The following is a 13678-nucleotide window of genomic DNA, read 5'->3' as shown; positions in this document are numbered from 1 at the left end:
TCGGAGATAATGGATCAGTTATTATTTACTGATCCATTATTAAGATAAATTAAAAATTACTTGTAAGTAATTCGAGTTGGCTTATCTAACATAATTTCTGTTTTTGCTGGCTCTGTTTGTGCGATCACTTTACCTTGACGAATTGAATAGCGCACAGGTACTTGACGACGCAAAGCGTCAAACCCATTATCCGCTGGCAGAATAATAAAGTTTGCACTATTTCCTACTTCAACACCGTAATCCGCTAATGCCAATGTTTTAGCACTATTATGACTAATCAATTGTAATCCATTATCAATCTGGCCATAGCCCATTAATTGGCAAACATGTAATCCCATATGCAAGACTTGAAGCATATTTGCCGTACCTAATGGATACCAAGGATCAAAAACATCATCATGACCAAAACAGACATTAATATTACTTTCTAGCATCTCTTTTACGCGAGTAATACCACGACGTTTGGGATAAGTATCAAAGCGCCCTTGCAAGTGAATATTAACCAGGGGATTAGCCACGAAATTAATACCAGACATTCTTAATAGCCGGAATAATCGCGAAGTATAAGCCCCATTATAAGAATGCATTGCAGTTGTATGGCTTGCCGTAACCCTTGAACCCATATTTTCTTTATGGGCTAAAGCCGCAACAGTTTCAACAAAGCGCGATTGTTCATCATCAATCTCATCACAATGAACATCAATTAAACGATCATATTTTTGCGCTAAAGCGAATGTTTTATGCAGAGATTCAACACCATATTCTCGTGTAAATTCAAAGTGAGGAATGGCACCAACAACATCTGCGCCTAATTTTAATGCTTCCTCTAATAAAGCTTCACCATTAGGGTAAGACAAAATACCTTCTTGAGGAAAAGCGACTATTTGTAAATCAATCCAAGGTTTAATTTCTTCTTTCACTTCCAACATTGCTTTTAATGCTGTGAGCGAAGCATCCGAAACATCCACATGAGTTCTAACATGCTGAATACCATTAGCAATTTGCCATTGCAGTGTTTGCCATGCACGTTGTTTAACATCATCATGCGTTAACAGTGCTTTTCGCTCTGCCCAGCGCTCGATACCTTCAAATAACGTACCTGATTGATTCCAGTTCGGTTGCCCTGCGGTTTGTGTAGTATCTAAATGAATATGAGGTTCAACAAAAGGCGCATGAACCAATCCGCCTTGTGCATCTAAGGCATCTGGATGAAAACCATTTTCAGGTTGAGATGTAATGGCTTCAATTTTGTTATTTTTTAGCGTAATGCGCCATAAACCTTCTTTTCCAACTAGGCGAGCATGGTTAATTTGTTCGATATTTTTACCCAGCATGACTTATCTCCGCTTGTCGAGCCGTACGACGATTTAATATTGGATTTAACACAGCGTAGCTTATTGCTCCCCCCAACACGGCATTAACGGGCACAATACCCGGCAACCAATGCCCTGCCATAATACCAATTGCAACAGCGAGTAACGCTACCCAGTTAACCGATTGCATTGTAGCAACATTAAAGGTGTTATAGCGTGCTTTATTCATCAGATAATCTGCAATAATAACACCTCCTACTGGTGGTATTGCTGCAGATAAAAAGGTAAGCCAACCGACAAAGTTATTATAAAGCCATAATGCACACAACGTACCAATGATACCGTTTATTACTGAAAGCTTTTTACTTGATAAACCAGTGATATTGGCAAAACCTAATCCTGATGCATATAACGCATTGTCATTTGTTGTCCAGATATTTAAACCTAGCACCACGATAGCTGGAAGTAATAATCCTTGCGCAATCATCACATCAGAAATATCTGCCATTCCCAGTGAAGCTGCTCCAGCTGCACCAAAAACAAACATCAAGGTATTTCCTAGGAAGAAGGCAATAATCGCGACAACTACGGCAACTTTAGGGTTTCGTCCAAAGCGGACAAAATCAGCTGTCAGTGTACCCGCACTAATAAACGATCCAACAACCATTGCCAGCGCTAAATTAAAATCTAATGGCTGAGCAGGTTTTACTGCCATCAATGTTGAAAGCCCCCCCATATCATGCACTGCAAGATAAACAGAATAACTTCCAAGGATAGCGATAGCCGGAACAGCGATAATAGAGAGAACAGTGAGTGCAGAAATACCGAAGAATACAGTGATAGTCATTAAAATGCCGGAAATGGCGATAAGGAGATTGATATCAATACCTGTAGCTTTTCCTACTGGAATGGCAAACATTGCCACACCCACACCAAACCAGCCAACCTGAGTACCACCGAGTAAAAATGAGGGAAGCCAAGAACCTTTAATACCGAAAGAGTAACGCGCGAGGAGATGAGTAGTAAGACCTGTTTTTGAACCAATAAAACCAAGAAATGCGGTGTAGATACCAAGAAGAAGATTACCAATTAGAACTGCGAGGAAGAAATCATTAAAGGAAAGACCAGTACCAAGAGCGCCGCCAGTCCACATACTGGCTGAAAAAAACGTTAATCCCAACATTACAAAGGTTAACGCCAATCCACCCTTTCTTGCGGATATGGGCACTGGGCCCTGACTGTAATTGTTGTCCTGAGACACTTTAACCCCCTATTAATTTCACCAGGCCAAAAAAATCTGACGAATTCTATCTACATAAAAATATTATGCAAACGTTTTCGTCGTCTGTTTATTATTATTAATGGAATGCTTTACTTAAGGAGAGTTGATATCTATCACATAAATGACAGAAAAATCTTTGTTTTACTTGAATTTATCTCGTTATTTTGAATTTCTTTTATAAAGTAATTTTATTTAGAAATATTTATGATAAAAATTAATCATATTTTTCCTGAATACTTGGACTTTTATATAAGTTATTTTTATACAATATCAATATTAACTAAGAGGAAATAATGATAAAAAGACAAAAAAGGGATTTACACCCCTCTTTTGCCTATCGTAATTTATACGCTTAGATTCATTTTTCTTACAGGCCGATCACCTGCAACATAATATTTAGTCTCACTTTTAGGTAAAGGTTTAATTCCTCTCACCTTATCAGCTAACTTTTCTGCAATCATAATTGTAGTCGCATTCAAATTCCCAGTAATTATTAGGGGCATAATAGATGCATCAATAACTCTTAAGTTTTCAATACCATGTACGCGACCATCCCCATCGACAACGGCCATTTCATCCGTTCCCATCTTACACGTTCCACAAGGATGAAATGCGGTTTCAGCTCGTTCTCTAACAAAAGTATCAAGCTCTTCATCACTTTGAATATGTTTACCTGGGCTAATTTCTTCGCCACGATAAGCATCTAAAGCCGGTTGTGCCATTATTTCTCGTGTAATACGGATAGCTGAGCGAAACTCTTCCCAATCTTGTTCTGTGGACATGTAATTAAACAAAATACTGGGATGTTGATGAGGATCTGTAGATGCTAGTTTTACTCGCCCTCGACTAGGTGAACGCATAGATCCCACATGCGCTTGGAAACCATGCACTTCTACCGCATTGGTTCCATTATAATTAATGGCAACAGGCAAAAAGTGGAACTGAATATTAGGCCACGCAAATTTTTCACTAGAGCGAATAAATCCCCCCGCTTCAAATTGATTACTTGCGCCTATTCCTACTCCTTGAAATAGCCATTGTGCGCCAATCTTAGGCTGGTTATACCATTTTAAAGCAGGATAAAGTGAAACGGGTTTTTTACATTCATACTGCAAATACATTTCTAAGTGATCTTGCAGATTTTCCCCAACACCGGGTAATATATGTACTGGCTGAATATTAAATTCGTTTAATACCTTTTCAGGGCCAACACCAGAACGTTGCAGAATTTGGGGCGAAGCAATTGCACCAGCGCAAAGTAATACTTCTCGATTGGCTTTGACATGATGAGGTTTGGTGTTTTCTCCTGAAAAATAACGGACACCCACGGCTTTTTTACCTTCAAACTCAATAATATCGGTCGTTGCATGTGTCTCAATCGTCAAGTTTTTACGTACTTTTGCTTGATCAAGATAGCCTCTGGCTGTACTTGCTCGACGACCTTTAGGTGTGACGGTTCTATCCATCGGGCCAAAACCCTCTTGCTGATAGCCGTTAAGATCGATCGTTCTTGGGTATCCTGCTTGTACACCTGCCTCAATCATTGCTTGAAATAAGATATTATTACCTTTTTTCGGCGTAGTCACACTCACAGGGCCTTTATCACCATGATAATCATTGGCGCCAATATCGCGACTTTCTGCCTTACGAAAATAAGGTAAACAGCTTAAGTAATCCCACTCATCAAGACCGGGTAATTTAGCCCAACCATCAAAGTCCATCGCATTACCACGGATATAACACATACCATTGATTAATGATGATCCACCAAGCCCTTTCCCACGACCACATTCCATGCGTCGATTATTCATATGGGGTTCAGGCTCTGTTTCATAAGCCCAATTATATCGCCTACCTTGTAACGGATAAGCTAATGCCGCTGGCATTTGTGTACGAAAATCGAACCTGTAGTCCGGACCTCCAGCTTCAAGGAGCAGCACAGTAACTTCAGGATCTTCTGTCAAGCGGGTAGCAAGAACGTTACCGGCTGAACCAGCACCGATAATAATGTAGTCATAGACCATTGTTATCTCCTCTGTTTCAGTCATTAAAAAAAGAATGGATTAAAAAACGGATGAAAACTCCCCAAGTTCAACTTGAATAGATTTTATTTGAGTATAATTTTGTAGTGTAACAAGCCCATTTTCGCGTCCCACTCCAGAATGTTTATAACCACCAACTGGCATTTCTGCTGGAGACTCGCCCCATGTATTAATCCAACAAATTCCTGCTTCCAATTGGTGAATAACACGGTGAGCTGTTGTGAGATCTTTAGTGACAAGACCTGCAGCCAAACCATAAATGCTATTATTTGCACGTAAAATCACTTCATCTTCAGTTTGATAACTAAGAATACTCATCACAGGGCCGAAGATTTCATCTTGTGTGATATTCATATCATCAGTGCAATCCGTGAAAACAGTAGGTTCAACATAAGCACCTTGAGCAAAATTGCCTTCTAATAAACGATGACCACCACAAAGTAATCTTGCTCCTTGAGTTTTGCCTAACTCAATATAATTCAAGACTTTTTCAAGATGAGGGAAACTAACCAGTGGACCAAAATTGGTGTCCATTTCAAGAGGAGAACCGATCCTAATACGTGATACGCGCTCTATAATTTTTGCTTCAAATGCAGGTTTTAATCTTTCAGGAACAAAAACACGAGTACCATTGGTACACACCTGTCCTGAACTATAAAAATTCGCCATCATCGCAATATCAGCCGCAGTATCTAAATCTGCGTCATCAAAAATAATTAAAGGTGATTTTCCACCAAGCTCCATGGTTACTTCTTTTAAACTTGAAGCAGAAGCATTTGCCATGACTTTTTTACCCGTTTCAATTCCGCCAGTAAAAGAAACCTTCGCAATATCAGGATGCTGTGTTAACCATTGCCCCACATTAGCTTTACCTGTAACAACATTAAAAACGCCCTTTGGTAATCCTGCTTCAGTGTATATTTCGGCAAGTTTTAATGCTGTTAATGAAGTCATCTCACTTGGTTTAAAGATCATGGCATTACCTGCAGCGAGTGCAGGCGCTGATTTCCACAACGCTATTTGAATGGGGTAATTCCAAGCACCAATACCAGCAACAATTCCCAATGGTTCACGGCGAGTATAAGCAAAAGCGGTTTCTCTAAGCGGGATTTGTTCTCCTTCAAGTGCAGGAATAAGGCCGGCGTAATACTCTAAAACATCAGCTCCCGTCACAATATCGACATAACATGTTTCTGATAGGGGTTTGCCCGTATCTAAGGTTTCTAAATGAGCCAATTCATCATTACGTTCACGTAAAATATCAACAGCACGTCGCAAAATCCGAGAACGTTCCATCGCGGTCATTGAACGCCAAATTTTTTGACCTTGCTTCGCGCTCTCGACGGCCCAATTGATATCTTCTTCACTTGCAGATTGTAAATGTGCGATCACTTCGCCATTAGCTGGGTTAATCGCTTCAAACTGTTCACACTCCGGTTGTGCGCAATCAACATATCCACCATGAATATAGAGCTTATGTAACAGCGGATCTGGCATAGTTTCTCCTTTATTATTAGTTTATTAAGTCTTTATTTGACTTCGATTTGTAAGTTGCATATCGATATATTCATTAGTAATGGTTTTGGCCTCTTCAAGAGAAAATGGTGCATTACTTAATGCACTTCGTAGCCATAAACCATCTATTAATGCGGCTAAACCTTTCGCAGCCAAACGTGCTTGATCTTTAGTAAGAATACGCCCAAACTCGTAACTTAAATTGGAATAAAGCCTTCTATCATTGACCTTTTGTAGTCGATTCAAATTAGGCTGATGCATACTACTCGCCCAAAATGCTAGCCATGTCTTCATTGCTGCTTCACTGGTTTGAGTGGTATCAAAGTTACCTTCAACAATGGCTTGGATACGTAGCTTAGGTGTTGCATCGCTTAACATTCTTAAACGTATCGCCACCGCAAAACCCAATTGATACTGAATATGGCGCATTGCAGCTTCCAATAATCCATTTTTATCACGAAAGTAGTGACTAATAATGCCGTTAGAAACACCGGCTTTTCGAGCTATCAATGCGATGCTCGCCTCTTGCATTCCAACCTCATTAATAACTGCTAACGTCGCTTGGATTAATTGCTGTTTACGTATCGACTGCATTCCTATCTTCGGCATGTTTTAAAGACCTAAAAAATACATTGAACACATTCATTAAACGTTTTTTTAATTGAACATTCAATCAATATTAACTATTGTTTATCACAATTAATTTACATTTCAATATGGGAGGATATTGTGAAAATTTGAATCTTTGCAACTAATTCAATTAGTTAACAAAGAATGCAACTTTTAACTTTTAGATAAATAATTTTTTGGAATTTCTGATGACAACTCTTAACAGCACAAAAAAACCACAGAAAGACAAGCTAAACTCTGTCGTTTTTTTCGCTTCAGCAACGCTGATTTTAGCGTTTTCTTTTTTCACTATTTTGATGACAGAAACAGCAAATAGATGGATTGTTGCAACACTGGGATGGGTATCAAAAACCTTTGGTTGGTACTATCTATTGGCGGCAACGTTATACATTGTTTTTGTTATTTTTGTTGCCACATCTCGTTTTGGAAATATCAAATTAGGACCTGAACAATCGAAACCTGAATTTAGTGTTTTAAGTTGGTCTGCGATGTTATTTGCGGCAGGTATTGGGATTGATTTGATGTTTTTCTCTGTAGCTGAGCCCATTACACAATATATGTTACCGCCAACCGGCGAAGGTGAAACTATAGAAGCAGCCCGTCAGTCGATGGTGTGGACTTTATTCCACTATGGCCTGACGGGCTGGTCTATGTACGCACTTATTGGTATCGCTCTGGGCTATTTTAGTTATCGTTACAATTTGCCCTTAACCATACGCTCTGCACTTTATCCTATCTTTGGAAATCGTATTTATGGCCCAATTGGTCATACAGTTGATATTGCAGCAGTATTAGGCACCATTTTTGGTATTGCAACAACGTTAGGTATAGGCGTTGTACAACTTAATTATGGGCTAAAAGTTCTTTTTGATTTACCTCAAGGATTGGGCGTTCAAGGCGGATTAATTCTATTATCTGTTATTATGGCCGTTATTTCTGCAACATCGGGCGTAAACAAAGGGATCAGGATTTTATCTGAACTGAATGTATTACTCGCACTGGGGCTGATTTTATTTATCTTATTTGCGGGTGATACTGAGTTTTTATTAAATGCGCTGGTATTAAATGTCGGTGATTATACGAATCGTTTTTTAGGCATGACATTAAATAGTTTTGCATTTGATAGACCAACAGATTGGATGAATAGTTGGACTCTGTTTTTCTGGGCTTGGTGGGTTGCATGGTCACCTTTTGTTGGGCTCTTTTTAGCACGTATTTCAAGAGGACGAACAATTCGACAATTCGTCATAGGTACCTTAATTATTCCCTTTGTTTTTACACTGCTATGGTTATCCATTTTTGGTAATAGTGCTTTATATGAAGTGATCCATGGCAATAAAGAACTCGCACAAACAGTATTAGAAGCTCCCGAAAAAGGATTTTATTCATTATTAGAACTCTATCCTGGTTTTGGTTTAACGGCTTCTGTCGCTACAATTACAGGATTATTGTTTTATGTCACTTCTGCTGACTCCGGCTCATTAGTATTAGGCAATTTCACCTCCCAATTAAGCCATGTTAATAACGACGCACCCAATTGGCTTCGCATTTTCTGGTCTATTGCTATTGGTTTATTAACGTTAGGTATGTTAATGGCTGATGGTATTTCTGCCTTACAAAACACGACAATAATAATGGGGTTGCCCTTTAGCTTTGTTATTTTCTTTATTATGGCCGGACTCTATAAATCATTAAAAGTCGAAGATTTTAGACGAGTTAGTTCGCTAAATACCAATGCGCCAGCACCACTTTATGGTAATGCTACGATGAATTGGAAACAGCGTTTAGGGCGGGTTATGAATTTCCCAGGAACGACCTATACGCAACGCATGTTAGATTTAACCTGTATGCCGGCAATGCAAGATGTGGCTAAAGAGCTTTTATTACGTGGAGCGAAAGTTGAATTCAATTACTATCCAATTGAAGATAATGAACGCTTACATCATTTAGAGCTTGTGGTCGATCTTGACCAAGAACAGAACTTTATTTATCAAATCTGGCCACAAAAATATTCAGTACCTGCGTTCACTTATCGTGCTCGTCGAGGTAAATCAGATTATTATCGTTTAGAAACCTATTTATGGGAAGGCACCCAAGGAAATGACTTAATGGATTACACTAAAGAACAGGTAATTACTGATATTTTAGATCAATATGAAAAACATCTAAACTTTATTCATCTTAGTCGCGAAGCTCCGGGATCGACATTAACTTTTCCTGAATCAAACTAAATCATAACTTAAAATAAAGAAAAGGAGATCGTTATCTGATCTCCTTTTTATTTGATTAACTTTCTACTTCACTGAAATAAACAGCAATCCAATACCTAAAAGAATTAATAACACGCCAATAATTTTATCTGACATTCTTTGATGTGAAAGTATTTTTGTGCGTAATAAAGGTGTAGAGAAAAATAGCGCAACACAGCTAAACCAAATCCAATGAGCAGCAGAGATAAACATACCATAAGAAAGATTTACCCAGAGTGGATTACTCAAATTAGCCACTTGTGTATAAAGCGCAATAACAAATAACATTGTTTTAGGATTTAATGCATTTGTAAAAAAACCAACACGTAATGCCTGAAACACACTAGGGGCTGAATTTACCGCATTTTCAATCGTCAATTGTGTTTTATTCGTGAATGACTTAAATCCTAAATAAATTAAATACCCTACTCCCAATAGCTTCATCATAAAAAAAAGAGTTGGCGACTCTATAATAATAAAAGAGATACCAAATACAGTATAAAAGACATGAACCTGAACACCAATCGCAATGCCAATTGCAGTAATCAGCCCAACTCTCACACCATAGGAATAACTATTTTTTGTCACCATAGCAAAATCAGGGCCTGGACTAATCACAGCCAATATCGTGATCATCGCGACAGCAATTAACTCACTCATTTCTTTCCTTATTCTCACATTTGAGTTTATTATAAGTAATAAAAAGTGACATAAATAAGTTTTTATTTTAATAAAATACTTATTAAATCCACCTGAAGTCCCTCTATTTTGCTAATTTGACTAGAAATAAAAAGCGATTTATCTTGCAGTATATCTGTAATTTTTCATCGTCTATTTTATTACTTACTTTATGGCTTACTTTTATGAAAATGCCTTCTTTAACATCCTTACGTTTTTTTAATAGTGCGGCACAAACAGGCAGTTTTGTCAGTGCGGCAGAACAACTTCATGTTACACACAGTGCTGTAAGCCGACAAATACGGTTATTAGAAGATGAATTAGGCATTGCTTTATTTGAACGCCGTAATCGTGCAGTTTATTTAAATGAAGCAGGTCAGTATTTATATAAAACAACGTCAGCAATATTTGAACAACTTGAAGAAACCGTTACCCATCTGCGCTCTCCTTTAAATAATCCGGTGTTAGTGGTTTCTTGTGAACCCACTATTGCGATGAAATGGCTTATTCCTCGTTTATCTCACTTTTATACTTTACATCCTGAAATCACGTTGCACTTAGTTGCCGCTGGTGGTGCGATTGATTTTAATAAAGAAGGCGTCGATTTAGCATTTCGACGAGATGATTTTTTTTGGAGCAAGAATATTTATGCAACCAAGATTTGTGATGAAAAAATAGGTGCTGTCATAAAATCGAATAATCTTCATCATTCACATAAACAGTTAATAACATTGTCACGACCTCAAGCTTGGCAAGATTGGTTTCAATACTCAGGAATTGTATCAACCTATACAAAAACGAGTGAATATGAGCATTTTTATCTCGCTATTCAGGCGACATTGGCAGGATTGGGGGTAACAATTGCCTCTTTTCTCATGGTACAAGATGAATTACACAATCAGCAATTAGTTGCCATAAATGGGTTCGTAAAAGATAACTCAAGTTATTATCTACTTTCACCAATAGAAATTGCCCCGAACTCTAAACAAGAAAAATTTAAAAATTGGATAATCGCTGAAGCTGAAAAGAGTTCAAAAGAGATTGATGAACGATCGTTCTAATGCTGTTTTCACACAAATATAACTGTATTCTTAATTTATCCCTTTAAAAAAGATTGAATAAATAACTATTTTTTAAGCATAGATATTTACTTTGATCTATTTTTTAGTAATCTATGTGAACTAATAAAACATAGAATAATTTACTTGGGAAACATCACATGAATCGTCGTTCATTCTTAACATCATCAAGCTTAGTGATTGGGGGGCTTTCATTAAGCTCCTTTGTTAGCTCTGCTTATGCCAATGAAACACTGAAAAATAACTTAGTTTTTAACGCAGAAAATCCGTTATTACTTAACTTTAATGAAAACTCATTAGGCATGTCGCAAAAAGCTAAGCAAGCCGTTATTGATGCCTTACCTAATGCATTTAGATATCCAGATGACGCACGTAGCGCATTAATTAGCGAATTAGGGAAAGAATTTAAACTTTCAGATAAACATATCACTTTAGGCAATGGTTCATCTGAGACGATTCAAGCGGCCGTACAATTTGTGGCAAACAAAGCACAAAAAGAAGGTAAAGCGATTCAACTTATTGTTCCTGATCCAACATTTAACTATGCCGAGCTTTATGCAGAACCTTTAGGGGTAAAAATCGTTAAAATCCCTGTCGATAATAATCTGGCTTTTGATTTAGCCACCATGCAGAAAAAAGCACAAGAGTTTGATGGTATTAGCATGGTTTACTTATGCAACCCAAACAACCCTACAGCAATGTTAACCCCTACCTTAGAATTATCGAATTGGGTAAAATCGGCAAAAGAGAATGTCTTTTTTATTATTGATGAAGCTTACGCTGAGTTTGTTTCAACACCTGAATTTACCAGTGCAATTGCGTTAGTTATTGCGGGATATAAAAATCTAATTGTCGCCCGTACATTCTCAAAAATTTATGCCTTAGCTGGATTACGTGTAGGTTATGGCGTTGCCGTCCCAGAAGTCATCTCGCAGATTGATGCTTTTGTTTCTATTGATAATACTAATACTGCAGGTGCAGTTGCCGCATTAGCCTCACTAAAAGATAAAGCCTATGTGGAATATAGCCGTAAATCGATTGATGTTTCACGTCAGATGGTAGTTGATGTCTTAAAAGAGCTGAATATTGAATACGCACCTTCTCATGCAAATTTTATATTCCATAAAGTTAAAGGTGATGTAAAAACCTATCAAAATAGAATGAAAGACGCGAATATTATGGTCGGCCGTGAATTTCCACCCGCTTTTGGTTGGAGCCGTTTAACATTAGGCACCCCCGAAGAGATGAGCTATTTCGTCACTACATTAAAAGTCTTTAGAGCTAAAGGTTGGATTTAATCTGATTTAACGCTTAGTTAGCTGTTGATGAAAATAACGCCCTTGTAAATACAATCAAGGGCGTTTTTATTTATCGTTATTTATTACTGTTCTTGTAATTCTAACTCAGCAATAACAGGAAGATGATCACTTGCGTCTGACCATTTAAAAGTTGCTGAATCTTGTGGGATTTTCATATTTTTGATATCCCAGACTTGACCTTTAAATGTAAATATATGGTCGATATCTATAGCTGGATTAATTGCTGGCCATGTACGTTTATCGCTATTTGGCTTTTCAACAGGGTTCCAAAAATAATTAATTTCTTGGATTGGTTGCTCATTGGCGGTGGAGTTAAAATCACCAGCCAATATTTTTATTGAAGTTGAAATATTATCAAAGCCGGTTTCTGTATCACCAATTGCGGCATCTAATATATGTCTTACTTGACCGATGCGAATAGTGGGATCTTTTTGCCAATCAAGGTGTGTTCCCATAATAATAATCGGCGAATCAAACCCTGGTTTAGTAATCTGTGATAATAAAACAATACGTTGTTCTGCATTACCTGAAGGCAGATTAACGACCTGTGATTTATCAATTTTATATTTTGATAAAATACCAACACCATATTGCCCACCATCAAAATCGAGCGCTTTGCCAAAAGCAAACTGCATATTATTGGCTTTTGCTAATTCTTCAAGCTGGTTAATATTTTTACTGCGTGCTGTTTTATTATCAACTTCAGTGACAACAATAACATCAGCATCGATATTTTTGATTGCTTGGTTAAGCTTGTCAAAATTGGTGACATCTGCTGAAACTTCATTTTTACCAATGTTATAGGTAGCTACTTTCAGTGTCGGTTTATTATTTTGATACACCTTATTGGGTGTACCGCCTGATTGCACAGCAAGGATTTCTGAGCCTGTGGTGTTTGCTACTGCCATTGATGACAGTAATACGCCAGTGCTGACTAGGATAGATATTGCACTTTTTTTCATAATTTTCCCGAAAAATAAACAGAATGCTAATGGATGGTCAACAATAAACTATCACACTGAAAATATGACGCAGTGATACAATCCACAAAGTTATTTCGAGATGCAAAAAATCAACCCAATGTTACTACATCAAAAGCCTTTAGAGCTAAAAGCTGGATTTAGTCTGATAATAATACTATTAAATAGTATCAGTTTTATTTATTTTTAGTTTTCAACTAATATTCCATTAGACTATAAATATTTAATATTATTTAAAATAAAACATCAGTGTATTCGCTATTCTTATTATTTCAATTAAATCTAATAAAGGTTAATAATACCAATTCAATTACGTATAACCACTATAGTAAAAATTTATTTTTGCGAATCTTCCCTTAATAATATAATCAACACATTGATAATTAGCATATTGCTTGCTATAACTAAAATTATCGAATAAAAATATAACTTCCAACTTAAAAATAATAAATAAGCTTTATTATCTTTAATAATTAAGATCTTTTTTATCATTTTCTGAAACATGGTTATAACCGCCAAGGACAGCAATATTATTGAATTAGTATGATGTTATAAATCACAATTTTTTATAGATACTGTGATTAATTATAC

Annotated in this window: 10 protein-coding genes; 3 read left to right on the top strand and 7 right to left on the bottom strand. The window is 37.1% G+C overall.

Annotated features, from left to right (window positions below):
- Positions 1-56: 56 nt before the first annotated feature.
- The 5 genes from JEP40_RS10725 to betI all read right to left on the bottom strand — a co-directional run bounded on the left by JEP40_RS10725 (position 57) and on the right by betI (position 6761).
- Entirely contained in the window at positions 57-1334 is a 1278-nt protein-coding gene (locus JEP40_RS10725; RefSeq protein ID WP_198623550.1) for a cytosine deaminase, read from the bottom strand.
- Positions 1324-2574: a cytosine permease gene (gene codB / locus JEP40_RS10720; RefSeq protein ID WP_198623549.1), complete on the bottom strand. Its 1251-nt coding sequence runs from the start codon at positions 2572-2574 to the stop codon at positions 1324-1326. Before codB ends, JEP40_RS10725 begins: the two co-directional genes overlap by 11 nt.
- 365 nt (positions 2575-2939) lie before the next feature.
- Positions 2940-4619 (bottom strand): choline dehydrogenase, encoded by a 1680-nt coding sequence (betA, locus tag JEP40_RS10715; protein ID WP_198623548.1) that lies wholly within the window; start codon positions 4617-4619, stop codon positions 2940-2942.
- Positions 4620-4658: 39 nt separating this feature from the next.
- The gene (gene betB, locus JEP40_RS10710) at positions 4659-6134 is read right to left on the bottom strand and encodes a betaine-aldehyde dehydrogenase (protein WP_198623547.1); all 1476 of its coding nucleotides are present in this window, start codon (positions 6132-6134) and stop codon (positions 4659-4661) included.
- A 24-nt stretch (positions 6135-6158) separates the two neighbouring features.
- Positions 6159-6761 carry a transcriptional regulator BetI gene (gene betI / locus JEP40_RS10705; RefSeq protein ID WP_198623546.1) on the bottom strand — a complete coding sequence of 201 codons (603 nt, stop codon included), beginning with the start codon at positions 6759-6761 and terminating at the stop codon, positions 6159-6161.
- A 209-nt stretch (positions 6762-6970) separates the two neighbouring features.
- Here betI and JEP40_RS10700 point away from each other — a divergent pair, with 209 nt between their 5' ends.
- Positions 6971-9013 carry a choline transporter gene (locus tag JEP40_RS10700; protein ID WP_198623545.1) on the top strand — a complete coding sequence of 681 codons (2043 nt, stop codon included), beginning with the start codon at positions 6971-6973 and terminating at the stop codon, positions 9011-9013.
- A gap of 63 nt (positions 9014-9076) precedes the next feature.
- Here JEP40_RS10700 and JEP40_RS10695 read toward each other — a convergent pair whose 3' ends face one another.
- Positions 9077-9691 carry a LysE family translocator gene (locus JEP40_RS10695; RefSeq protein ID WP_198623544.1) on the bottom strand — a complete coding sequence of 205 codons (615 nt, stop codon included), beginning with the start codon at positions 9689-9691 and terminating at the stop codon, positions 9077-9079.
- A 203-nt stretch (positions 9692-9894) separates the two neighbouring features.
- Between JEP40_RS10695 and JEP40_RS10690 the strand changes: the two genes are divergently transcribed.
- Together JEP40_RS10690 and JEP40_RS10685 are read left to right on the top strand one after the other, a co-directional pair.
- Positions 9895-10770, top strand: coding sequence for a LysR family transcriptional regulator (locus tag JEP40_RS10690; RefSeq protein WP_198623543.1), 876 nt, complete (start codon positions 9895-9897; stop codon positions 10768-10770).
- A 158-nt stretch (positions 10771-10928) separates the two neighbouring features.
- Positions 10929-12086, top strand: coding sequence for a pyridoxal phosphate-dependent aminotransferase (locus JEP40_RS10685; protein WP_198623542.1), 1158 nt, complete (start codon positions 10929-10931; stop codon positions 12084-12086).
- A gap of 83 nt (positions 12087-12169) precedes the next feature.
- Here the strand turns inward: JEP40_RS10685 and JEP40_RS10680 are convergent, their stop codons facing one another.
- The gene (locus JEP40_RS10680; protein ID WP_198623541.1) at positions 12170-13069 is read right to left on the bottom strand and encodes an endonuclease/exonuclease/phosphatase family protein; all 900 of its coding nucleotides are present in this window, start codon (positions 13067-13069) and stop codon (positions 12170-12172) included.
- Positions 13070-13678 lie beyond the last annotated feature (609 nt).

Origin of the sequence: Proteus vulgaris, assembly GCF_016239305.1 — a bacterium.
Classification (GTDB): Bacteria; Pseudomonadota; Gammaproteobacteria; order Enterobacterales; family Enterobacteriaceae; genus Proteus; species Proteus vulgaris_C.
The sequence above is the reverse complement of the archived record's forward strand: the minus strand, read 5'-3'. Positions and strand labels throughout refer to the sequence as shown.

Excerpts from the sequence above, each read along its gene's own strand:
- JEP40_RS10725 (WP_198623550.1), bottom strand. The coding sequence starts at position 1,334 with ATGCTGGGTAAAAATATCGAACAAATTAACCATGCTCGCCTAGTTGGA.
- betA (WP_198623548.1), bottom strand. The coding sequence starts at position 4,619 with ATGGTCTATGACTACATTATTATCGGTGCTGGTTCAGCCGGTAACGTT.
- betB (WP_198623547.1), bottom strand. The coding sequence starts at position 6,134 with ATGCCAGATCCGCTGTTACATAAGCTCTATATTCATGGTGGATATGTT.
- betI (WP_198623546.1), bottom strand. The coding sequence starts at position 6,761 with ATGCCGAAGATAGGAATGCAGTCGATACGTAAACAGCAATTAATCCAA.
- JEP40_RS10700 (WP_198623545.1), top strand. The coding sequence starts at position 6,971 with ATGACAACTCTTAACAGCACAAAAAAACCACAGAAAGACAAGCTAAAC.
- JEP40_RS10695 (WP_198623544.1), bottom strand. The coding sequence starts at position 9,691 with ATGAGTGAGTTAATTGCTGTCGCGATGATCACGATATTGGCTGTGATT.
- JEP40_RS10690 (WP_198623543.1), top strand. The coding sequence starts at position 9,895 with ATGAAAATGCCTTCTTTAACATCCTTACGTTTTTTTAATAGTGCGGCA.
- JEP40_RS10685 (WP_198623542.1), top strand. The coding sequence starts at position 10,929 with ATGAATCGTCGTTCATTCTTAACATCATCAAGCTTAGTGATTGGGGGG.
- JEP40_RS10680 (WP_198623541.1), bottom strand. The coding sequence starts at position 13,069 with ATGAAAAAAAGTGCAATATCTATCCTAGTCAGCACTGGCGTATTACTG.